The sequence below is a fragment of the Pseudomonas sp. CBC3 genome, assembly GCF_037967085.1.
Taxonomy (GTDB): domain Bacteria; phylum Pseudomonadota; class Gammaproteobacteria; order Pseudomonadales; family Pseudomonadaceae; genus Stutzerimonas.
Genome location: NZ_JBANEO010000004.1, coordinates 26792 through 47056, shown reverse-complemented (window position 1 = coordinate 47056; position 20265 = coordinate 26792). Strand labels below are relative to the sequence as shown.

Sequence of the window (20265 nt, the reverse complement as noted above, 5' to 3'; positions counted from 1 at the left end):
AATCAGGAGTTACGGCCACCGCCGTGGCTGTTCTGGCCGCCCTTCTTGCCTGCTTCGGAGGCTTTCTCGCGATCGTTCGCGAAATTGCCGCCGCTATTCTGGCCACCTTTCTGGCCGGCCTCGGACGCCTTCTCGCGGTCGTTTGCGAAGTTACCACCGCTATTCTGGCCGCCTTTCTGGCCAGCTTCAGAGGCGCGCTGTGGGTCATTGGCGAAATTGCCGCCGCTGTTATGACCGCCTTTTTGACCGGCTTCGGAAGCCTTCTCGCGATCGTTTGCAAAGTTACCCGGATTTCCGCTCTTATCATTCGACATGAGATCTATCTCCAGTGTGAATAAATGCTAAATAAACTGACGTCCGCAGTGCAGTCGCCTCCCTATCTCGGAGGGCGTCACGCACTTAAGAGTTCGAAAACAATCACGACAAACGATGAACGGTTTAAATAAGCCAAACGAAACCAAACGGCGAGATATGTCTATGCGATGACACTTTGTTAGTTGCATTTCAATAGCAACGAAACGGCAATACCAGAACTGATCAGCCTTTGCGTGTATACCCTCCTTTTCCCCGCGTGGCATAGGCGTCTTCCGTACGGACCGTTCGTCCCTTGGCCAAGAGGTCGATGACGCTGTCAACAAGCTGTAACCCGCCGCAAGCATTCTCAGCATCAATGGAAAGCCGCGACGGCTGGCGCAAGGACGCGACTTTTTTCAAGGACCACCAACCACTCGGATTGAGCTATTGGAGGCCGCATGAACAGCAAAACCCTGGAAAATCTGGTGAAGCAGTCTGACCTGAGCGTCAATCAGCCGCTTGAGTTCTGGAAGCAACTGCAACGAGGCAAGAGCAGCTGTCGCCCGAGCGCCGCAGCGCTGGCCAGACGCGCCTCTCTGGATCTCGGCATGTGCGCGACGGGAAGATAGCCCTGCCGCATCCGCTGCCTTGCAATTGCTCGGGCAGCGGGCGGCACCGATCAACGGTGAGCCCACCGAGGTTCTCGCTTCTGCGTGAACGCTTGCATCCCTTCTTTCTGGTCCGCCGTGGCGAAGCTTGCGTGCAGCAGCCGGCGCTCGAATTTCACCCCTTGGTTCAAGGTGGTTTCAAACGCCAGATTGACGGCCTCCTTATTCAATTTCACCGCTACTTCCGAGTAGCCGGCAATCAGGGTCGCAATCTGCATGGCCTCTTCCAGCAGGGCGGCTGTCGGCACCACTCGGCTGACTAGCCCACAACGCTCGGCTTCTTCGGCACCCATGGTACGGCCCGTCAGGCACAGGTCCATCGCCTTGGCCTTCCCTACCGCACGGGTCAGTCGCTGGGTCCCGCCAGCCCCAGGCAAAGTGCCCAGCTTGATTTCGGGCTGGCCGAAACGCGCCGTTTCCGCCGCAATGATCAGGTCGCACATCATGGCCAACTCGCAGCCGCCTCCGAGCGCCAGCCCGGCGACCGCTGCGATGACCGGCTTGCGGCAGCGCGTGACTTCCTCCCAGTTGGCTGTGACGAAATCTTCCAGGTAAGCCTCGGCGAACGTCTTGTGCCGCAGCTCGCCGATGTCTGCACCTGCGGCAAAGGCCTTTTCGTTACCCGTGATGACCATTGCTCGGATATCGCTATTGCTTTCAAACCCGCGCAACGCGGTGCCCAGTTCGGTCATCAGCCGATCGTTCAATGCGTTGTGTAGCTGCGGGCGATTCAATCGAATGAGCCCAACAGCACCGTGCCGTTCGGTCAGGATGTTGTTGTATTCCATGAGCATTCTCCCGTTGTCCCGCTTTGCACAGGGCGTAGCTGAGCGGTATGCAACGAGTCTAGCCACACCCAACATAAAGACAACATGTTGACATAGTTATCTATGCAATCTTATCTTCCACCTCAGCGATCAGCAGTCCCCTTCGCCCACGACAAGAACAACGCTACCCAAAACAAGAGGTGGTTTATCCATGAATATCACCGCAACGGTGTCAGCCGAGCGCCGCGCATCGATGCTCGGATCCGGCGCCTGGAATGACATGATCATTACGGATTATCTAGACCAAGCCGTAGCCAGCGCAGCCGATTCCCCCGCCATCATCGCCTATCGCGTGAATCAAAATGAGCGCCGCGCGCTCAGCTATGCGGAGCTGAACCAAATCGTTAATCGCATGGCTGCCGGCCTGGCCTCGCTTGGCGTGAGCAAGGGAGAAGTGGTGTCCTGCCAACTTCCGAACTGGTGGCAGATGACCGCGCTGCACCTCGCCTGCGTGCGCATCGGCGCTGTGCTCAATCCGCTGATGCCGATCTTTCGCGAACGTGAGCTGCGCTTCATGCTCAGCTACGCCCAGAGCCGCGTGCTGGTCATCCCACAGTCCTTTCGCGGTTTCGACTATGCGGCGATGGTGGATAGTCTGCGCGGCGAGCTGCCTGCGCTCGAGCATGTGCTGGTAATCGACAGCCAGGACGAAAACCGCTGTTTTCGACGGGTACTGCTGGATCGCGCCTGGGAAGAAGAACTCGATACCCAGGTGCTGTTCGCCGAGCGGCGACCGCACGGCGACGATGTCGTGCAGCTGCTCTACACCTCCGGCACCACGGGCGAGCCGAAGGGCGTCCTGCATAGCAGCAATACGCTGTGGAGCAACATCCGCCCCTATGCCGATCGCCTGCACCTGAGCAATGACGACATCGTCTTCATGGCCTCGCCCATGGCCCATCAGACCGGTTTCCTTTACGGCCTGATGATGCCCATCTACCTGAACGGCGCGTGTGTGCTGCAGGACGTATGGGATTCGGCGTATGCCATCCAGGTCGCCAAGGCAGAGCGGCCGACCTTCACCATGGCCTCCACGCCGTTTCTGGCCGATCTGATCGAGGTGGCGCCTAAGCATCAGGAAGAATTGGCTTCGCTACGCATCTTCGTCTCCGCCGGTGCGCCGATACCGAGCGCTCTGGTCGAGCGAGCCGGCGCCGCCATCAATGCCCGGATCGTCTCCGCGTGGGGGATGACCGAGAACGGCGCCGTGACCATGACGCATCCGGATGACGATCCGGAACGGGCCATCGGCACCGATGGCGTGGCGCTGCCTTACATGGAGGTGCGCGTTGTCGACGAGCGCGGCGAACCGGTGCCGCACGGCACGGAAGGCAACCTCCTGGTGCGGGGCGCCAGTCTGTTCATCGGCTATCTGAAACGCCCTGATCTGTACGACGTGGATGAGCACGGCTGGTTTCCCACCGGAGATCTGGCGCGCATGGACACACAGGGCTACATCCGCATCACCGGCCGTACCAAGGACGTGGTGATCCGAGGCGGCGAAAACGTGCCAGTGGTAGAGATCGAAAACCTGCTCTACAAGCACCCGGCCATCTCCGCCGTGGCGCTGGTCGGTTGTCCCGATGCCCGTCTGGGCGAACGCCTTTGCGCCTACGTCACGCTGCATGAAGGCCATCAATCACTGAGCCTGCAGGACGTGGTCAGTTTTCTTCTCGAGCAAAAACTCACCCGCAACTACCTGCCCGAGTACCTTGAAGTGCTCCCGGCATTGCCGCGCACGCCTTCAGGAAAAATCCAGAAATTCAAACTGCGCGAACAGGCCAAGGGCATCTGCCTCTCGGCGGCAAAACCCTGACACGTTTTCAACTGGAGTACGCACATGAAAGGCCTACGTGAAAAAACCGTGATCATCACCGGCGGCGGCGGCGGAATTGGCCGTGCCCTGTGCCTGCGTTTCGCCGCTGAGGGCAGCCGTGTCGCGGTGCTCGACCGCGACGCAGCGGCCGCTCAGACGACCGCTGAACTGATTGTCGAAGCGGCTGGCCAGGCCAAGGCCTACGCCGCCGACATCACCGACTACGCCGCGATCGTCGAGACGGTGAACCGTGTGGAAAGCGAACTGGGCGTGCCGACCATATTGGTCAACAACGCCGGTTTCGACCGTTTCATGCCGTTCCTCAAGACCGAACCCGGCACATGGCAGCAACTGATCGACATCAACCTGACCGGCGCGCTCAACATGCACCACGTGGTGCTACCGAAGATGCTCGAAGCTGGCGGCGGCAAGGTCATCAACATCGCCTCCGATGCCGCGCGTGTCGGCTCGTCCGGCGAGGCGGTCTACGCCGCCTGCAAGGCCGGATTGATTGGTCTGTCAAAGACTCTTGCTCGTGAGCTGGCGAGCAAGAACATCAATTTCAACGTGGTCTGCCCCGGCCCCACCGACACGGCGCTGCTGAAAAGCGTGGCGGCGACTTCCAACAACCCGGAAAAACTGCTCGAAGCCTTCAAGAACGCCGTACCCAAGCGTCGCCTCGGCCAGCCGGAAGACTATCCAGGCATCGTCTGTCTACTCGCCAGCGACGACGCCGATTTCATCACCGGACAGGTCATCAGCGTGTCCGGCGGCCTGACCATGGCCGGCTAAACAGGAGACTCATCATGAATTACGAAGACATTCTCTACACCGAAAACGACGGCGTCGCGACCATCACCATTAATCGCCCAGACCGCTACAACGCCTTTCGCGGCCAGACCTGCATGGAGCTGATCGACGCCTTCAACCGCGCGGGTTGGAACAAGTCCGTTGGCGTTATCGTCTTCACGGGCGCTGGCGACAAAGCGTTCTGCACCGGTGGCGACCAGAGCGCTCATGCGGGCCAGTACGACGGCCGCGGGCTGATCGGCCTGCCGGTCGAGGAATTGCAGCGGCTGATTCGCGAGGTGCCCAAGCCGGTCATCGCGCGTGTCAACGGCTTCGCCATTGGTGGCGGGCATGTGTTGCACGTGGTCTGCGATCTCAGCATCGCCTCGGATCAGGCCGTTTTCGGTCAGGTCGGGCCCAAAGTCGGCTCGGTCGATCCCGGCTTCGGCACCGCCTACCTGGCGCGTGTCATCGGTGAAAAGCGCGCCCGGGAAATTTGGTATCTGTGCCGCAAGTACAGCGCTCAGCAGGCGCTGGAATGGGGGCTGGTGAATGCCGTGGTGCCGCACGAGGAGCTTGATGCGGAAGTACAGAAATGGTGCAACGAGATTCTCGAGAAGAGCCCCACCGCCCTCTCCATCGCCAAGCGCTCGTTCAATGCCGACAGCGAAAACATCGCCGGCATCGGCGGGCTCGGCATGCAGGCGCTGAGTCTGTATTACGACACCGACGAGGCCAAGGAAGGCACCGCCGCGTTCAAGGAAAAACGCAAGCCGGACTTCCGCAAGTTCTACAAATAACGCGGCGTATTCGGCCTCGCGGGACGCTCCGGGAACCGGGGCGCCCGGCCGAATCTATCGAACAGCGGCGCAGCAATGCTGGAGAACCTTATGAATTTCGCCTTCAACGAACAACAGAACGCCATCCGCGATAGCGTCGCTCGCTTCAGCGCCGAAGTGCTCGCTCCCGGCTATCGCAAACGCGATCAGACGGGCGTCATCGAGCGCGAAGTGATTCAGCAGATGGGCGATATGGGTCTGCTAGGCGGCGAACTACCGGAACAATACGGCGGCAGCGGCCTGGACTGCGTGACCGCCGGAATCATCATCGAAGAAATTTCCCGTGGCGACTTCAATGTCGGCTACATCCCGTTGCTGGCCTCGCTCAACGGCCAGATCATCAGCCAGCACGCCAGCCCGGAACTGGCTGGCGAATGGCTGAACGAGATCACTGCCGGGCGTCGGATCGTCTGCATTGCGCTGACCGAACCCAGCGGGGGTTCCGACGCGGCAAGCTTACGCATGAAAGCCGAAAACAGGGGCGACACCTACATTCTGAACGGCGAGAAAACCTCCATTTCCATGGCCGACCAAGCGGACGTCGCGGTCGTGTTCGCCCGCACCGGCACTCAGGAGTCGCGCGCTAACGGCATCAGCGCTTTCCTCGTACCCATGAACCTGCCCGGTATCAGCACCACCCGCTTTGAAGATGCCGGACAGCGCGCCATCGGACGTGGCTCGATCTTCTTCGACAATGTCGAGGTGCCCGCCAGCCATCGGCTGGGTGACGACGGCAAAGGTTTCAAGCAGGTCATGCAGGGTTTCGACTACAGCCGCGCACTGATTGGCCTGCAATGCGTCGCGGTGGCTCAGCAATCGCTGGACGAAACCTGGCAGTGGCTCACCGAAAGACAGGCGTTCGGCCAGCAATTGGCGGCGTTTCAGGGATTGACTCACCCGCTCGCCGAGTACCAGACCTACGTGCAGGCGGCTCGTCTGCAATGCTTCTACGCATTGTGGTTGAAAGATTCCGGTCAGCGGCACAATGCCGAAGCCGCGATGAACAAATGGTGGGCACCGAAACTGGCGTTCGATGTGGTCAAACAGTGCATGCTCGCCCACGGCCACACCGGATGGGGCGAGGATCTGCCCTTCGCTCAGCGCATGCGTGACGTGCTAGGGCTACAGATTGGTGACGGCACGGCGCAGATCATGAAAAATATCATCGCCCGCGAATACCTGCCCCGATAACCCCGCCCTCATACCGGCTGTGCATCGCCGCCTTCCTCCATGGGTCGCAAGGAAACGAAATGACCGCGATTGAAACCAAGAGCATTCCCAACCGGCTTTTCTTCCGGTTGTTTCAAACCGGCAACGTATTGCAGCGACAGGTGCAGAAAGAGATGGGCATCAGCACCGTGCAATGGGCCGTGCTTGGAGCTTTATCGCGGCCAGGCTACGAGGATGGCATTTCATTCAATCAGCTCACCGAGTATCTGGTGGTCAGCCGCCAGAGCCTGGACGGTGTGCTCAAGCGCATGGAGCGCGATCATCATGTGCAGCGCGTGCCGCATCCGGACGATGGGCGTGCACGGCTGGTCAGGCTGACCGCTCAAGGCCAAGCCTATTGGGACACACTGCAGGTACGCATCCAGGAGTTCTATGAGCAAGGGCTGAAGGGCTTCAGCTTCGATGACAGCGTCAACTTTCTGCACTACCTGAGTAAGCTGCAAGCCGATCTCGGAGCCATCGCCCTGGGACAGATTGAAAACGGCGATATATCGACGGCACCCGCCAGCGAGCCGTGAGAAGCCGGCGCTAATCGGCCCGTGCCCTGCGCTCCTGCTTCAGCAGCAGCCATACGATCACCAGGCTGGCGACTGCCATGGCAGCTGCACCGAGAAAGATGCTCTGCATACCGATGTAAACGGCCAACGCCCCCATGATCGCGCCGGATAACCCTAGTGCCAGATCGAAGAACATGGCGAACACGCTGAGTCCCGAACTGCGGTTGGCGACCCCAACACGCGACACCACCCCTACGCCCAACGCCGGATAGAGCAAGGACAGGCCGCATCCGGTCAGCGCCGACCCGGCCAGTGCAACGCCCGGCGCCTCGGCGAGCCAAAGCATAACCAGGCCAAGAATCTCCACGGCTAAACAGATCACCGCGACGGAGTAGCCGCCCACTCGGTTGATCAGATTGGGAAATAGTAGCCGTGTCCCGATGAAGGCGAAGGCGAAGGCCGTCAGGCACCAGGCGGCCCCATCCCAACCTCGCGCGTTGTAATACAGCGCAATGAAAGCCGTTAACGTCCCGTAGCCGATGGTGGCCAACGCCAGACCGATGCCAGGCGGCGCGACCTTCCACAACACCTTACCGAACGGCAGCCGCTCCCCCGGATTGAGCGGCGCATCGTCCCGACGCCAGGCCAGCGTCAAGCCGAGCGCAGCCAACAGCATGGTCACCGCCCCCAGACTCCACAGCCCCAGCGATTGAGCAAGAAACACACCCAGCGGCGCGCCGATACCGACGCCGCCATAAGCCGCGATACCGTTCCAGGAAATCATACGTGCCGTGCTTTGCGGTCCGAGACGGGTGATGCCCCAGCTGATAGCGGAAATACCGATCAAGCTTTGCGTGAAGCCCAGGACGAGCCGGCTCATGACCATCACGCCGATACCCACCATCGGCCAGGATTCGAGCAATGCTGAAATCAGTAGCAGCACACCACTGACAAGCCCGGACGCCATGCCGATCAGCACGGTTTTCTTCGCGCCCCGCTCATCCGCAAGACGCCCAGCCAAGGGACGGCAGAGCAAGGTAGTGAGGTACTGAGCACCGATGACGATGCCCGCGACGGCAGTGCTGAAACCTAGATTTTCGTGGATATAGGCCGGCAGCGATGCGAGTGGGATGCCGATCGAAATGAAGGAAATGAAGTTGAAGACAACTAGCGACAGGATGAAAAACGTGTCGTTGGCGGAAGATTTTGCAGTGGGCATCGATTCGCCTGTCGAGGTGATGAAACGCGAGTTAGGTGACAAGGCCGGGAGTGCTATCCAGACAGTGGCACGGAAGGCTCAATCACAGAAAAGCGAACTCATCATACAACCGTTGCGCGCTGGTGACACCAGCGCGTCAGGCAGACTTCACACTCGCCGCAACCCTCGGTCGGCGCCATTGCGGCAATCCAATCAGCACTACGGCGCTTACGATGACCGTCATCGCCAACCACTCCTCTGCACCGATCCGCTCGCCGGCAAAGGTGATGCCCAGCAGTACCGCAACCACCGGATTGACATAGGCGTAGCTGGTGGCCGCGGCAGGTCGTACGTGTTTGAGCAGGTAGAGATAAGCGCTGAACGCGACGATGGAGCCAAACAACGTCAAATAGCCAAGCGCAAGCCAGCCGGCGAAATCAGGTGCCTGGTGCATGCGTTCACCGCTCGCGGCGCTGCCGAGAAGCAATACCACTCCGCCGACAAGCATCTGCGCAGCGCTCGCCATCGCGCCGCCCGGCAGGCTGAGATGCCGGCTCCACATCGAGCCGAACGCCCAGCTCGCCGCCGCGATCAGCACCAGCATTGCGCCCAATGGACTGGCTTGCAGGTTATGACCGAGATTGAGCAGGCCGATTCCGATCAGCCCGAGCAGAATGCCGCCCCACTCCAGCCCAGCGGTGCGTTGGCCCCAGATCAGCCCGAACAGCAATGCGAACAGCGGCACCGTCGCGATCGCAAGCGCAGCCACTGCCGAGGCTACGCCCAGATGCTCGGCAATGGTCACGCCACCGTTACCGCAGCTGAGCAGCAGGAAACCGACAATGGCGCATGAGCGCCACTCTTTGGCCGTCGGCACAGGCACACCGCGCCAGCGCAGCCAAGCGAACATCAAACCACCGGCAATGACGAAACGCAGCCCGGCAAGCAGCATCGGCGGCCACGATTGCACGCCCACCTTGATCACAAAATAGGTCGAGCCCCAGATCAGATAGAGCGCGAGGAAAGCACCCACGAGCAACAACGATGAGCGGCGCGAAGACATGAGAACGACCATGGCGCGGACATTTGAGCAGCCATTCTAGATAGCCGCAGCGAGGACAATAAGCACAGAGAGCATTTTGTTTAGCGGTGCAGTTTCCCGGGTTCGTCCCGGCCACCTGGCCGAGCCGGAGGGATCATCGGTACTGAGGCTCGGCTTGGTGAGCGATTCCGACCCGGTCTCGCTCATACAAAAATGGTCTTACAGACGGACACCAAACTCGCAAGCAGACCGGCTCGTTGTTGAGGCGCATATCTAAATTGAGCCTGGTCTCCGCATGAAGTTACGGGCTTTTCAACAATGTGAAACGGGGATGAAGCAAGACGTGACGCACCGTCGTTGTGGTCTGGCGTTGGAAGCAACCGTGCCGCTCATTGCAGAAACGCAAGAAAGGCTTGGGCGAGCAGTTGAGGAGGCGAACAGGATGACGGCAATGCCCGCAGGATCTGCGGTTTTGCTATGAGCGAGCACCTTAGCGATCGTGATGGTTGCCCGAACTGGGCAGCGCAGGAGGGAGGAGTCAGAGTGCTGTTTGGTCACCGTCCAAGGCCTCAAGACCAAGGACGGTGAAGAGCCGAATACCCATTTGATGAACCATAAGGCCGTTCTACCTGAGGAACAGCCTTATGGCACTGGGCTTCGTGAAGTCAGATACGAATCAACGAACCTGTGCTTCGACTTCGGCCTCTACACGGCGGTTGATCTGACGACCTTCGTCGGTGCTGTTGTCGGCAACCGGACGAGCTTCACCATAACCGACCGAGTCAACACGCTGGCTTTCGACACCGTATTGATTGACCAGGACTTCGCGAACAGCCTGAGCACGACGCTCGGACAGGCGTTGGTTGTACTGATCGGTACCGACGGAGTCAGTGTGACCTTCAACGGTCGTGCTGGTCTGCGGGTACTGTTGCATGAAGTCAGCCAGGTTCTTGATGTCGCTGTAGCTTTCTTCGCGTACGCGGGCCCTGTCAAAGTCGAACTTGACGTCGAGCTCAACGCGAACCAGTTCTGGTTCCGGCTCTGGCTCGTTGTCGACGATCGGAGCCGGTGCGGGCTCAGGAGTAGGCTCGACTTGGGCAACCTGTTGCTGCGCACCGCCACCAAAGTTCAGACCAACGCCTACGCCAGCCATCCACTCGCTGTCACCAGCATCGATGTTGTGCATGCCATCAACGCTGGCTTTGGCGAAGAAGTTCTCGGTGAAGTAATACTTCAGACCGGCACCAATGTTCGCGAAGGTGCTGTGGTTACGACCGCTACGATCAGCCTGGCCGATGCTCTGGTGAGCCATACCAGCGGAGACGTAAGGCCGCAGCCCGACACCCGGCTGACCGAAGTGGTAGGCCGCGTCGAGGGAGGTCAGGCTACCCTTGATGTTCTTGTGGCCGCCGCCCGCTACCGGATCGTCCGAAGTGACGTCGTGATACTCACCATAGGACAGGCCCAGGGAGACGTCGTCGGTGAGAAAATAGCTGACGCCAGCGCCATAAAGCTCGCCTTCGTCTTCGAAGCCACGGGCGCTGTCGGAGAAGTAGTGCTTGCCGAATGCTTCCACCTCTACTGCACCCTGCCCTTGGGCAAGCGCGCTAAGCGAAGTGGCTGCAACCATAGAGCTAATTACAACGCCCAAGGTGTTTTTAAGTTTCATCCGTAAATCCCCATCTGGTGGTGAGTATCAGAACAATCTAAGGAAACCGGCTGTCTGTAGGCCCAAGCTGTTCGCTATCAATAGGACAGCTTGTTGCCGTTAAGTTTCAGTGATTCCCGAAAATTTTTCGCGCAGCTTATCCAGTGCGCGCTTGTATCGCATCTTCGTTGCGCTTAAACCCATGTGCATAATATCGGCAATTTCCTGAAACTCGAGCTCCGCTACGAAACGCAGAACCAGAATCTCCCGATCAATTTGGTTCACATGAACCAGCCACTTGTCTAGCCCCGCCTTTTCCTCGATGTTCGGCGCTTTTTCCTCGGAAGCTTCTTCGACCGGATCGAGACTTAGCGCATCAAGTAAGCGCCGCTTGCGCCGCTCTTTTCGATACTGGGTAATGCACTCATTGTAGGTAATGCTGTACAGCCAGGTCTTGAACTTTGACTTACCCTCAAAGTTCTTCAAACCGTACAAAACCTTGAGCATTACTTCTTGGCAAACATCATCCGCGTCTCGGTCGTTTCCCAAGTAACGAGCACATACATTGAAAAGAGTACGCTGATACCTTCGCATCAGCTCTTCGTAAGCACGCGTTATATGGAACAGCTCGGCATGGGCACGCTGCACCAGCTCTTCATCGGAAAGCTGGCGCGGATCGTAGCTCGTGGTAGATGGATGGGTTTTAGTCAAGACGCTTCGAACCGGCAAAAGTCGTGGCCGCCGTTCACGGTAGACATCGAAAAGGGGCGGCGCACTTTAGCAGATTACCGGGCCTAACGGCTGCTTACGCGCTGCTCCAGCAGCACTCTATTTGCGACCGAGACCAGCTCACCTTCATCGGTGAGCAACAAGGTCTTGGCTGTGCCGATCTCTTCTATTTCGCCTTCCAGCTGCGATCCCTCAAGACGTACCCGCTGGCCGACTTCATAGAGTTCGCGAACATAAATGCCTGCAAGGATCTGGCTGACCAGTTCACGGCTCCCGAGGCCCAGCGCCAGCGCTGCGGCCAAACCAACGGAGATCAGAGCAATCGCGATCACATAGTTGAGCAGCTCGGTTTTGACTTCGAGCTGACCGATTGCTACCGAAATGATGATGATGATCACCAGCCCCTGAGCGATCCGCGCGAGCCCGCTGGCATACTCGAGACCAACACCTTCTGCAGCGCCACGAACCAGGCCATTGACCAGCTGGGCCAGCAGCACGCCGACAAGCAGAATCACTCCTGCGCCGAAGACCTTCGGGACATACAGCGCGAGCATATCCAGTGTCGCGGAAACTCGAGCGAGACCCAGAGATTCGGCAGCCGACACAAGGAAAATCAACAGCACGAACCAATAGACGATCTTTCCGATCAGGGCCGATATCGGCAGGCGAATCCCGGCACGCCCAAGCAACTTGGTTACCCCGGTGCCGGCAACGAGTCGGTCCACACCCACCTTCGCCAGAACCTTGGATAGCAAGGTGTCCAACAGCTTGGCAACCACAAAGCCGACGGCTACGACCAGTAACGCGCCAAACAAACGCGGTATGAACGCAGCAACAGGAGCCCAAAGCGCGCTCATCGCACCTAGTAAGCTCTGGCTCCAGGGATCGAGTTCCATGATCAGTCAGCCCTATCGAAAAAAGAAGAATGGGACGAAGAACGGCGGCGCGCGACAGTCGAGGTGTGTGGTGCACCGCTGCTGAGAGCAATCAGCACGGCCTGCACACAATGGCCCATCAGACCGAACAGGTCGCCAGCGCCAACCTGGCGGTTGGCGGTCTTCAACACGCGATCCAGACAAGCGTCGTCATCATGTGCGGTCTGGGCGTTAAGCATGTCACGCAAGGATTCTTCAAAAGGATCGCGCATGGTTACCTCCCTACAGTCCGATCTAGACGGCATATCGCTATGGCGGGTCACATTTGTCGCGCATCCCGCCGCAACCCCATACGGCCTTTCGGAATTCCTGCCGCGCCAACGTCGAACAGCCGTAAGGATGCATTCAGCCTGATGCTCTGTCTTGCATAGGAAGAAGATGGGAGCACTTACTTTCTTCTTCCCAGAAACGCTGAAGGCCCCGAAAACGGGGCCTTCACGTTACGATATGGCGGAGGAGGTGAGATTCGAACTCACGGAAGAGTTTCCCCTTCGACGGTTTTCAAGACCGTTGCATTCAACCGCTCTGCCACTCCTCCGCAGAGAGCGGGCGCAATAGTACCGGAACGAAACACACTGTCAAACTCTGTTGTTAGGCTGCAACAAAAGCTCTGCTATGATCCGAGTCAATTCGCCTCAGGCTGAAGACATCTACAGGAGTGTCGCAATGCTCAAGCAACAGTACGCATCTACGCACACGCAGGTTGAACAACGGGAAGTCAGCCGCGTCTTGCGCAACACCTATAGCCTTCTGGCTCTGACCCTCGGCTTCAGCGGCCTGGTCGCCTACATGGCCATGCAGGCCAATGCGGCCTACCCGAACATCTTCGTGGTGTTGATCGGCTTCTACGGCCTGTTCTTCCTCACAGCGAAGCTGCGCAATTCGGCCTGGGGTCTGCTTTCAACTTTCGCGCTGACCGGGTTCATGGGTTATACGCTCGGCCCGATTCTCAACATGTATCTGGGTACCGCCAACGGTGGTGAACTGATCGCCTCGGCGCTATCGATGACGGCGCTGGTGTTCTTCGGTCTGTCCGCCTTCGTGCTGATCACCCGCAAGGATATGAGTTTCCTCAGCGGCTTCATCACCGCCGGCTTCTTCGTCCTGCTGGGCGCGATGGTCGCAAGCTTCTTCTTCCAGATCAGCGGCCTGCAGCTGGCGATCAGCGCTGGCTTCGTACTGTTCTCCTCGGTCTGCATCCTCTACCAGACCAGCGCCATCATCCATGGCGGCGAGCGCAACTACATCATGGCCACCATCGGTCTGTACGTTTCGCTGTACAACCTGTTCATCAGCCTGCTGCAGCTGATGGGTATCATGGGTGGCGACGACTGATAGTCGCTCTTCGAATCAGCCCGCTTCGGCGGGCTTTTTCGTTTCTGCAGCTGGCGTATCATGTCGCCCAGTTAGCAAGGTGCACCATGAAATTCGTAATCGCTCTGTTTTCACCCGCCCACTCCCCCGCTTCGCGGCGCGCATTGCGCTTCGCCGAGGCCGTACTGGCCGGTGGGCACGAGATTACCCGGCTGTTTCTCTATCAGGACGGGGTGCACAGTGCCTCGGCCAATATCGTGACCGCGCAGGATGAGCTCGACCTGGCCGGTGAATGGGAGCGTTTCGTTCGTAGCCATGCGCTCGACGGCGTCGTCTGCATCGCCGCAGGCTTACGCCGGGGCGTACTGGACGAACAGGAAGCCAAACGCCACTCGCGCCCCGCTGCCAACCTCTTGCCCGCCTGGGAGCTTTCCGGCCTGGGCCAGCTGCACGAAGCGGCACAACAAGCCGATCGCCTCGTCTGCTTCGGAGGTCACTGATGCCGCGCTCGATGCTGATCATCACCCGGCAATCGCCCTGGTCCGGTCCATCGGCGCGCGAAGCGCTGGATATCGCGCTGGCCGGAGGCGCCTTCGAGCTGCCCCTGGGCATGCTGTTTCTCGACGATGGTGTGTTGCAGCTGGTGCAGGCACAGCAAGCAGCGCAACTGCAGCAGAAAGATCTAACAGCCAACCTGCAGGCGCTGCCCATGTTCGGTGTCGACTCGCTGTATGCGGCCCAGCGCAGCCTCCAGGAGCGCGGCCTGGACCAGAACGCGCTGTCGCTACCGGTAGAAGTCCTGGACGACACCGCGCTGCGCGCCCTCATCAACCGCTACGACCAGGTGATAACGCTCTGATGGCCACCCTGCACCTGCTTTCGCACTCTCCTTTCGCCGACAGTCGCCTGGCCAGTTGCCTGCAACTGCTGTCAGCGGAGGATGCTCTGTTGCTGACTGGCGATGCCGTTTACGCGTTGCAGACCGGCACGGCCCAGCGCCAGGCCCTGGAGTTGATGCCTGTCAGCATCGCGCTGTTCGCCCTGGAGGAAGATGTCGTCGCGCGCAGCCTGGCGGCGCTACCCGAAAGATTGCAAACGATCGACTATGCCGGCTTCGTCGAGCTCTGCTGTCGCTATGACCGGACCAATGCCTGGTTATGAACACCTTGATCGTCGACGGCCGACCCATCGAAATCGACCAGGAAGGCTATCTGGCTGACCTGAACGACTGGAGCGCGCCGGTGGCCGAGGCCCTCGCCCTGCAGGAAGGCCTGGCGCTGGAAGATGAGCACTGGGAAATCCTGCGTCTGCTACGTGCTTTTCATGATGAGTTCCAGCTGTCGCCCGCAACGCGCCCGCTGATCAAATACACCGCCTTGAAACTCGGCCCCGACAAGGGCAACAGCATGCACCTCAACCGTCTATTCAAAGGCACGCCGGCCAAGCTCGCCGCCAAGCTGGCTGGCCTGCCGAAACCGAGCAACTGCATATGAGCATCGTCACGCCAGCAGAACACCCCTTCGCCGTCTTCGTGCGGATTCTCGGCAAAGGCAAGCGCGGCGCTCGCGACCTGACCCGCGAGGAAGCGCGTCAAGCCATGGGCATGCTGCTCGATGGCGAAGTCGAAGATACCCAGCTCGGTGCCTTCCTGATGCTGCTGCGCCACAAGGAGGAAAGTGCCGAAGAACTCGCCGGTTTCACCGAAGCCGTTCGTGAGCGAATTCAGGCGCCGGTCATTGCCACAGATATCGACTGGCCGACCTACGCCGGCAAGAAGCGGCATCTGCCCTGGTATCTACTTGCCGCGAAATGTATGGCGCAGAATGGCGTTCGCATCCTGATGCATGGCGGCGGCGCCCACACCGCTGGGCGCATGTATACCGAGCAGTTGCTCGAGTTGCTCGGCATCACCCGCTGCGAAGACTGGGAAACGGTCGCCGCTACGTTGGATCGCGGCGAGGTGGCCTTCATGCCGTTGCGTGCCTGGATGCCTCTGCTGCAGCGAATGATCGATCAGCGCAACGTGCTCGGGCTGCGCTCGCCGATTCACTCGCTGGCGCGCATTCTCAACCCGCTCGGCGCCCGTTGCGGCCTGCAGAGCATCTTCCACCCCGGCTACCAGGCCAATCACCGCGAAGCCAGCCGCCTGCTGGGCGACACCGCAATCGTCATCAAGGGCGAAGGCGGCGAAATTGAAGTCAACCCTGACGGTATTGCTCATCTTTACGGCACCGAAACCGGCGCCAGCTGGGATGAGGACTGGCCTGCCCTCTCGCCGCAGCGTCACGTAAAGCCCTCACAGCTGGACCCGCAGCATCTGCTGGCCGTATGGAACGGCGCCGAGGACGCCTATGGTGAACTGGCCGTCGTGGCGACCATGGCGTTGGTCCTGCGAGGCCTGGGTAGGCCTCGAGAACAGGCATTCGCGCTGGCAAGGCAGTATTGGCAGTACAGGAATTCATCGAACTGAACGATGGATTTGTCCCGTCATTAGGTCCTATCCATCGAACCTTGTCTCCTAGAGTGCCCCTAACGTTCATAACGAGGAGGCAGTCATGGGACTTCTGGTCGATGGTCAGTGGCAGGATCGGTGGTACGAGAACAGCGATGACGGCGAGTTCCAGCGCGAGCAGGCGCAACGTCGCGACTGGGTGACCGCGGACGGCTCGCCCGGTCCCGATGGTCGGCCGGCGGTCAAGGCCGAAGCCGGGCGCTATCACCTCTATGTTTCGCTCGCCTGTCCCTGGGCCCACCGCACGTTGATCTACCGCAAGCTCAAGCAGCTCGAACCATTGATCGACGTATCGGTGGTCAGTTGGTTGATGGCCGAGCATGGCTGGACCTTCGACAGGAGCACCGGCTCCAGCGGTGATGCGCTCGATGGGCTGCAGTATCTCCACCAGCGCTACATCATCGATGATGACAGCTACACCGGCCGCGTGACGGTGCCGGTGCTCTGGGATCGCCAACAGCAGCGGGTCGTCAACAACGAATCATCCGAGCTGATCCGTATTTTCAACAATGCCTTCGACGGATTGACCGGCTCGAAACTGGATCTTTGCCCCGAACCACTGCGCGCGGAAATCAACGACCTCAACGCGCGGATCTACCCCAGAGTAAACAACGGCGTCTACCGTGCCGGATTCGCCACCACGCAGAAGGCCTACGAAGCGGCCTTCAACGAAGTCTTCAGCGAACTGGATTGGCTGGAGCAGCGCCTGGCGGAGCGGCGCTACCTGACCGGTGAATTCCTCACCGAGGCGGACTGGCGGCTCTTCACCACCATCGTCCGCTTCGACGCCGTCTATCACGGCCACTTCAAGTGCAACCTGCGGCGGATCGAGGATTATCCGAACCTGTCGAACTGGCTACGCGAGCTCTATCAATGGCCGGGTATCGCCGAAACCGTCGATTTCACCCACATCAAGAGCCATTACTACGCAAGCCATCGTCAAATCAACGCCAACGGCATCGTTCCCAAGGGCCCGCAGCTGTCGCTGGACCGCGCACATGATCGCGAACGACTGCCCGGCAAGGGTATCTGGTCGCGCTGATTTACTCCGGTTTGGCCATGCCCTCGAACCAGGCCAGTTTGTCGCGAAGCGTCACGACCTCACCGACGATCACCAGTGTCGGTGCCTGGACCTGCTCGCTCGCGACGAGCTCGGGTAGATCACCCAGCGTTCCGGTAAACACCCGCTGATTGCTGGTGGTGCCCTGCTGGATCAGCGCCGCCGGCGTATCGGCGCCGCGGCCATGAGCGATCAGTTGCTGACAGATCACCGGCAAGCCAACCAGGCCCATGTAGAACACCAGGGTCTGGCTCGGCGCGACCAGGTCGGCCCAGGGCAGATCGCAACTGCCGTCCTTGAGATGCCCTGTGACGAAACGGACCGATTGCGCGTAATCACGATGAGTCAGGGGTATACCGGAATAGGCTGCGCAACCGCTGGCGGCGGTAATGCCCGGCACGACCTGGAAGGGAATACCGTTGGCCGCCAGCTCTTCGATCTCCTCGCCGCCACGACCGAAGATGAAGGGGTCACCACCTTTCAGACGCAGCACTCGCTTGCCTTGCAGTGCCAGCGTTACCAATTGCTGGTTGATTTGCTCCTGTGGGACGGCATGATCGGCGCGCTGCTTGCCTACGTAGATGCGATCGGCATCACGCCGGCACATGTCGAGAATCGCGGGTGCCACCAGCCTGTCGTAGAGCACCACGTCCGCTTGCTGCATCAGGCGCAGGGCGCGGAAAGTGAGCAGATCGGGGTCGCCTGGGCCGGCACCGACCAGATAGACCTCGCCCAGGCTTCGAGGGGCCGCGCCTGACAGTTTGGCCTGTAGCAGCCGTTCGGCTTCTAGTTCCTGTCCGGCGAGCGCGCGCTCAGCGATGGTCCCCTGAAAAACGTCCTCCCAGAACACCCGACGCTGCTGCACATCTGGCAACAACGCCTTGACCTGGGCACGGAATTTCTTCGCCAACCCGGCCAGCTGTCCGTACGCCGAGGGAATCCAGGTTTCGATCCGTGCGCGAACCAGGCGCGCCAGCACCGGTGCGTCGCCGCTACTGGAGACGGCAATCATCAGTGGCGAGCGGTCGACGATGGCCGGGAAAATCACCGTGCACAGTTCGGGGGAATCCACCACATTTACCGGAATGCCGAGTGCCTTTGCATCTCGTGACACCAGCGCGTTGAGCGGCTCGTCATCGGTGGCGGCTACCGCCAGGACACAGCCAGCTAGATCGTCGCTCGCATAACCACGCTTGAAGGAATGCCCGCCGCTCTGCTGCAACAATTTGGCCAGCTGTGCCTCAATTTGGGGCGCCACCACACGCAGCACCGCGCCCGCTTCGGATAACAGCCGCGCCTTGCGCAGTGCGATATCGCCACCGCCGACGATCAGCACCAAGCGGCCCTTGAGGTTGTGGAACAGCGGCAAGAAATCCATCAGTGAATCCTGGTGTCCATGAAGGTAAGGGCCATCTCAGCCGTTACGCCGATGGTGGCCCTTGTCGGGAATCAAGGAGTCCGGATCGAGCCCTGAAGCAGCGCATATCGGGGCAATTTACCGCACCGGCAGCACCTCAGGACCGCCGGAATCGGCCTTTCAGCCGATGACCTCGATGCCGGCCATGTAAGGCTTCAGCACCTCCGGCACACGTACACTGCCGTCCGCCTGTTGGTAGTTCTCCAGCACCGCCACCAGGGTACGACCCACCGCAAGACCGGAACCGTTGAGCGTATGCACCAGCTCGGGCTTGCCGGTTTCCGGGTTGCGGTAGCGTGCCTGCATACGGCGTGCCTGAAAGTCGCCGCAGTTGGAGCAGGAGGAAATTTCACGGTACTTGTCCTGGCTCGGCACCCAAACCTCCAGGTCGTAGGTCTTGGCCGCACCAAAACCCATGTCGCCGGTGCACAGCGCCAGCACCCGATAAGGCAGCTCCAGCAGCTGCAACACTTTCTCGGCGTTCGCCGTCAGGCTTTCCAGCGCCTCGAAGGACTGGCCCGGGTCGACGATCTGCACCATTTCGACCTTGTCGAACTGATGCTGACGAATCATGCCGCGGGTGTCACGACCGGACGCACCGGCTTCGCTGCGGAAGCACGGCGTATGGGCGACGAACTTCAGCGGCAGCTGCTTGGCATCGAGAATCTCGCCGGCGACGATATTGGTCAGCGAGACTTCCGCGGTCGGGATCAGGTAGAAATCGGCCTCGCCTTCGCGGCTGATCTTGAACAGATCTTCCTCGAACTTGGGTAGCTGGCCGGTGCCCTGCAGCGCCGGCGCCTGGACCAGATAAGGCGTGTAGGCCTCTTCGTAGCCATGCTCGCGGGTGTGCAGGTCGAGCATGAACTGCGCCAGCGCACGATGCAGGCGGGCGATCGGCCCGCGCATCAGGGCGAAGCGTGCACCGGAGAGCTTGGCGGCGGTCTCGAAATCCAGCCAACCGTGCTGCTCGCCGAGCGCGACATGATCCTGAACGGGGAAGTCGAAGTTTTTCGGGGAGCCCCAGCGACGCACCTCGACGTTCTCGTCCTCATCCTTGCCCACCGGCACCGACTCATGCGGCAGGTTCGGCAGCGTCAGCATCAACTGATCCAGTTCGGCTTGGATGCCGTCCAGCTCCTGCTTGCCGGCATCCAGCTCGGAGGCCATGCGGTCGACGTCGGCGAGCAGCGGTGCAATGTCTTCGCCACGCTGCTTGGCCTGACCGATCGACTTGGAGCGGGCGTTGCGCTCGGCCTGCAGTTGCTCGGTGCGGGTCTGCACGGTCTTGCGCTGTGCTTCCAGCGCCTCGATACGCGCCACGTCCAGCTGGTAACCGCGGGTAGCCAGCCGATCGGCGACATCTTGCAGCTGTGTGCGTAGCAGTTTCGAATCAAGCATGGTGAGTCTCGTCTGTGAAAGCTTTGAGGAAAGGCGAAGAGGAAGCGGA

The 20265-nt window shown here is 60.1% G+C and carries 23 protein-coding genes and 1 tRNA gene; 13 read left to right on the top strand and 11 right to left on the bottom strand.

The window, feature by feature from the left end; all coding sequences use genetic code 11:
* Positions 1 to 2: 2 nt before the first annotated feature.
* A complete protein-coding gene (locus tag V6943_RS17035; RefSeq protein WP_019339525.1) occupies positions 3 to 314 on the bottom strand; it encodes a con-10 family general stress protein in 312 nt (103 codons plus the stop codon).
* Between the two features lie 438 nt (positions 315 to 752).
* On the opposite strand from V6943_RS17035, the gene V6943_RS17030 reads away from it, so the two are divergent.
* On the top strand, positions 753 to 923 hold the full coding sequence (locus tag V6943_RS17030; RefSeq protein ID WP_165914266.1) for a hypothetical protein: 171 nt from the start codon (positions 753 to 755) through the stop codon (positions 921 to 923).
* Positions 924 to 973: 50 nt separating this feature from the next.
* On the opposite strand, the gene V6943_RS17025 is transcribed toward V6943_RS17030, so the two are convergent.
* Complete coding sequence (locus V6943_RS17025) at positions 974 to 1750, bottom strand: enoyl-CoA hydratase (RefSeq protein WP_340554815.1); 777 nt, start codon at positions 1748 to 1750, stop codon at positions 974 to 976.
* 190 nt (positions 1751 to 1940) lie between these two features.
* Here V6943_RS17025 and V6943_RS17020 point away from each other — a divergent pair, with 190 nt between their 5' ends.
* The 5 genes from V6943_RS17020 (at position 1941) to V6943_RS17000 (ending at position 6981) form a co-directional block, all read left to right on the top strand.
* Entirely contained in the window at positions 1941 to 3605 is a 1665-nt protein-coding gene (locus V6943_RS17020; protein WP_340554813.1) for an AMP-binding protein, read from the top strand.
* Positions 3606 to 3629: 24 nt separating this feature from the next.
* Positions 3630 to 4397: an SDR family NAD(P)-dependent oxidoreductase gene (locus tag V6943_RS17015; RefSeq protein ID WP_197445181.1), complete on the top strand. Its 768-nt coding sequence runs from the start codon at positions 3630 to 3632 to the stop codon at positions 4395 to 4397.
* Between the two features lie 14 nt (positions 4398 to 4411).
* Positions 4412 to 5194, top strand: a complete 783-nt coding sequence (locus tag V6943_RS17010; protein ID WP_197445182.1) for an enoyl-CoA hydratase-related protein — start codon at positions 4412 to 4414, stop codon at positions 5192 to 5194.
* A 90-nt stretch (positions 5195 to 5284) separates the two neighbouring features.
* Positions 5285 to 6424 (top strand): cyclohexanecarboxyl-CoA dehydrogenase, encoded by a 1140-nt coding sequence (gene aliB / locus V6943_RS17005; protein ID WP_340554810.1) that lies wholly within the window; start codon positions 5285 to 5287, stop codon positions 6422 to 6424.
* 59 nt (positions 6425 to 6483) lie between these two features.
* Complete coding sequence (locus V6943_RS17000) at positions 6484 to 6981, top strand: MarR family winged helix-turn-helix transcriptional regulator (protein WP_131651661.1); 498 nt, start codon at positions 6484 to 6486, stop codon at positions 6979 to 6981.
* A 10-nt stretch (positions 6982 to 6991) separates the two neighbouring features.
* Here V6943_RS17000 and V6943_RS16995 read toward each other — a convergent pair whose 3' ends face one another.
* The 7 genes from V6943_RS16995 to V6943_RS16965 form a co-directional block, all read right to left on the bottom strand.
* Complete coding sequence (locus V6943_RS16995; RefSeq protein ID WP_340554807.1) at positions 6992 to 8179, bottom strand: MFS transporter; 1188 nt, start codon at positions 8177 to 8179, stop codon at positions 6992 to 6994.
* A gap of 136 nt (positions 8180 to 8315) precedes the next feature.
* Positions 8316 to 9221, bottom strand: coding sequence for a drug/metabolite exporter YedA (gene yedA / locus V6943_RS16990; RefSeq protein WP_197445186.1), 906 nt, complete (start codon positions 9219 to 9221; stop codon positions 8316 to 8318).
* A 655-nt stretch (positions 9222 to 9876) separates the two neighbouring features.
* Positions 9877 to 10869 carry an OmpA family protein gene (locus tag V6943_RS16985; protein ID WP_131651664.1) on the bottom strand — a complete coding sequence of 331 codons (993 nt, stop codon included), beginning with the start codon at positions 10867 to 10869 and terminating at the stop codon, positions 9877 to 9879.
* 99 nt (positions 10870 to 10968) lie between these two features.
* Positions 10969 to 11559: an RNA polymerase sigma factor SigX gene (gene sigX / locus V6943_RS16980; RefSeq protein WP_131651665.1), complete on the bottom strand. Its 591-nt coding sequence runs from the start codon at positions 11557 to 11559 to the stop codon at positions 10969 to 10971.
* A gap of 83 nt (positions 11560 to 11642) precedes the next feature.
* A complete protein-coding gene (locus V6943_RS16975; RefSeq protein ID WP_131651666.1) occupies positions 11643 to 12473 on the bottom strand; it encodes a mechanosensitive ion channel family protein in 831 nt (276 codons plus the stop codon).
* A 2-nt stretch (positions 12474 to 12475) separates the two neighbouring features.
* A complete protein-coding gene (locus V6943_RS16970; protein WP_340554803.1) occupies positions 12476 to 12724 on the bottom strand; it encodes a CrfX protein in 249 nt (82 codons plus the stop codon).
* 236 nt (positions 12725 to 12960) lie between these two features.
* Positions 12961 to 13050 (bottom strand) — tRNA-Ser (locus V6943_RS16965).
* 128 nt (positions 13051 to 13178) lie between these two features.
* Here V6943_RS16965 and V6943_RS16960 point away from each other — a divergent pair.
* From V6943_RS16960 to V6943_RS16930, 7 genes are all read left to right on the top strand, one after another.
* Positions 13179 to 13847: a Bax inhibitor-1/YccA family protein gene (locus tag V6943_RS16960; protein ID WP_125863907.1), complete on the top strand. Its 669-nt coding sequence runs from the start codon at positions 13179 to 13181 to the stop codon at positions 13845 to 13847.
* 86 nt (positions 13848 to 13933) lie between these two features.
* Complete coding sequence (gene tusD, locus V6943_RS16955) at positions 13934 to 14326, top strand: sulfurtransferase complex subunit TusD (RefSeq protein WP_340554801.1); 393 nt, start codon at positions 13934 to 13936, stop codon at positions 14324 to 14326.
* Complete coding sequence (gene tusC, locus V6943_RS16950) at positions 14326 to 14685, top strand: sulfurtransferase complex subunit TusC (RefSeq protein ID WP_312244028.1); 360 nt, start codon at positions 14326 to 14328, stop codon at positions 14683 to 14685. The genes tusD and tusC overlap by 1 nt, the downstream gene beginning before the upstream one ends.
* Entirely contained in the window at positions 14685 to 14987 is a 303-nt protein-coding gene (tusB, locus tag V6943_RS16945) for a sulfurtransferase complex subunit TusB (protein WP_065983455.1), read from the top strand. The genes tusC and tusB overlap by 1 nt, the downstream gene beginning before the upstream one ends.
* Entirely contained in the window at positions 14984 to 15319 is a 336-nt protein-coding gene (locus V6943_RS16940; protein ID WP_340554796.1) for a TusE/DsrC/DsvC family sulfur relay protein, read from the top strand. Before tusB ends, V6943_RS16940 begins: the two co-directional genes overlap by 4 nt.
* Positions 15316 to 16296 (top strand): glycosyl transferase family protein, encoded by a 981-nt coding sequence (locus V6943_RS16935; protein ID WP_340554794.1) that lies wholly within the window; start codon positions 15316 to 15318, stop codon positions 16294 to 16296. The genes V6943_RS16940 and V6943_RS16935 overlap by 4 nt, the downstream gene beginning before the upstream one ends.
* Positions 16297 to 16381: 85 nt before the next feature.
* Positions 16382 to 17380, top strand: a complete 999-nt coding sequence (locus V6943_RS16930; RefSeq protein ID WP_197445189.1) for a glutathione S-transferase family protein — start codon at positions 16382 to 16384, stop codon at positions 17378 to 17380.
* Between the two features lies 1 nt (position 17381).
* Here V6943_RS16930 and cysG read toward each other — a convergent pair whose 3' ends face one another.
* Positions 17382 to 18776 carry a siroheme synthase CysG gene (gene cysG, locus V6943_RS16925; RefSeq protein WP_197445190.1) on the bottom strand — a complete coding sequence of 465 codons (1395 nt, stop codon included), beginning with the start codon at positions 18774 to 18776 and terminating at the stop codon, positions 17382 to 17384.
* A 159-nt stretch (positions 18777 to 18935) separates the two neighbouring features.
* On the bottom strand, positions 18936 to 20216 hold the full coding sequence (serS, locus tag V6943_RS16920) for a serine--tRNA ligase (protein ID WP_340554791.1): 1281 nt from the start codon (positions 20214 to 20216) through the stop codon (positions 18936 to 18938).
* Between the last annotated feature and the right edge of the window lie 49 nt (positions 20217 to 20265).

What these genes read in the sequence shown, in the direction of transcription:
- V6943_RS17020 (WP_340554813.1), top strand. Translation starts at nt 1,941, where the DNA reads ATGAATATCACCGCAACGGTGTCAGCCGAGCGCCGCGCATCGATGCTC.
- V6943_RS17015 (WP_197445181.1), top strand. Translation starts at nt 3,630, where the DNA reads ATGAAAGGCCTACGTGAAAAAACCGTGATCATCACCGGCGGCGGCGGC.
- serS (WP_340554791.1), bottom strand. Translation starts at nt 20,216, where the DNA reads ATGCTTGATTCGAAACTGCTACGCACACAGCTGCAAGATGTCGCCGAT.
- V6943_RS17010 (WP_197445182.1), top strand. Translation starts at nt 4,412, where the DNA reads ATGAATTACGAAGACATTCTCTACACCGAAAACGACGGCGTCGCGACC.
- V6943_RS16940 (WP_340554796.1), top strand. Translation starts at nt 14,984, where the DNA reads ATGAACACCTTGATCGTCGACGGCCGACCCATCGAAATCGACCAGGAA.
- yedA (WP_197445186.1), bottom strand. Translation starts at nt 9,221, where the DNA reads ATGTCTTCGCGCCGCTCATCGTTGTTGCTCGTGGGTGCTTTCCTCGCG.
- V6943_RS16985 (WP_131651664.1), bottom strand. Translation starts at nt 10,869, where the DNA reads ATGAAACTTAAAAACACCTTGGGCGTTGTAATTAGCTCTATGGTTGCA.
- V6943_RS16960 (WP_125863907.1), top strand. Translation starts at nt 13,179, where the DNA reads ATGCTCAAGCAACAGTACGCATCTACGCACACGCAGGTTGAACAACGG.
- V6943_RS17025 (WP_340554815.1), bottom strand. Translation starts at nt 1,750, where the DNA reads ATGGAATACAACAACATCCTGACCGAACGGCACGGTGCTGTTGGGCTC.
- aliB (WP_340554810.1), top strand. Translation starts at nt 5,285, where the DNA reads ATGAATTTCGCCTTCAACGAACAACAGAACGCCATCCGCGATAGCGTC.
- V6943_RS17035 (WP_019339525.1), bottom strand. Translation starts at nt 314, where the DNA reads ATGTCGAATGATAAGAGCGGAAATCCGGGTAACTTTGCAAACGATCGC.
- V6943_RS16935 (WP_340554794.1), top strand. Translation starts at nt 15,316, where the DNA reads ATGAGCATCGTCACGCCAGCAGAACACCCCTTCGCCGTCTTCGTGCGG.
- V6943_RS17000 (WP_131651661.1), top strand. Translation starts at nt 6,484, where the DNA reads ATGACCGCGATTGAAACCAAGAGCATTCCCAACCGGCTTTTCTTCCGG.
- V6943_RS16995 (WP_340554807.1), bottom strand. Translation starts at nt 8,179, where the DNA reads ATGCCCACTGCAAAATCTTCCGCCAACGACACGTTTTTCATCCTGTCG.
- tusD (WP_340554801.1), top strand. Translation starts at nt 13,934, where the DNA reads ATGAAATTCGTAATCGCTCTGTTTTCACCCGCCCACTCCCCCGCTTCG.
- tusC (WP_312244028.1), top strand. Translation starts at nt 14,326, where the DNA reads ATGCCGCGCTCGATGCTGATCATCACCCGGCAATCGCCCTGGTCCGGT.
- V6943_RS16930 (WP_197445189.1), top strand. Translation starts at nt 16,382, where the DNA reads ATGGGACTTCTGGTCGATGGTCAGTGGCAGGATCGGTGGTACGAGAAC.
- tusB (WP_065983455.1), top strand. Translation starts at nt 14,685, where the DNA reads ATGGCCACCCTGCACCTGCTTTCGCACTCTCCTTTCGCCGACAGTCGC.
- V6943_RS17030 (WP_165914266.1), top strand. Translation starts at nt 753, where the DNA reads ATGAACAGCAAAACCCTGGAAAATCTGGTGAAGCAGTCTGACCTGAGC.
- V6943_RS16970 (WP_340554803.1), bottom strand. Translation starts at nt 12,724, where the DNA reads ATGCGCGATCCTTTTGAAGAATCCTTGCGTGACATGCTTAACGCCCAG.
- V6943_RS16975 (WP_131651666.1), bottom strand. Translation starts at nt 12,473, where the DNA reads ATGGAACTCGATCCCTGGAGCCAGAGCTTACTAGGTGCGATGAGCGCG.
- cysG (WP_197445190.1), bottom strand. Translation starts at nt 18,776, where the DNA reads ATGGATTTCTTGCCGCTGTTCCACAACCTCAAGGGCCGCTTGGTGCTG.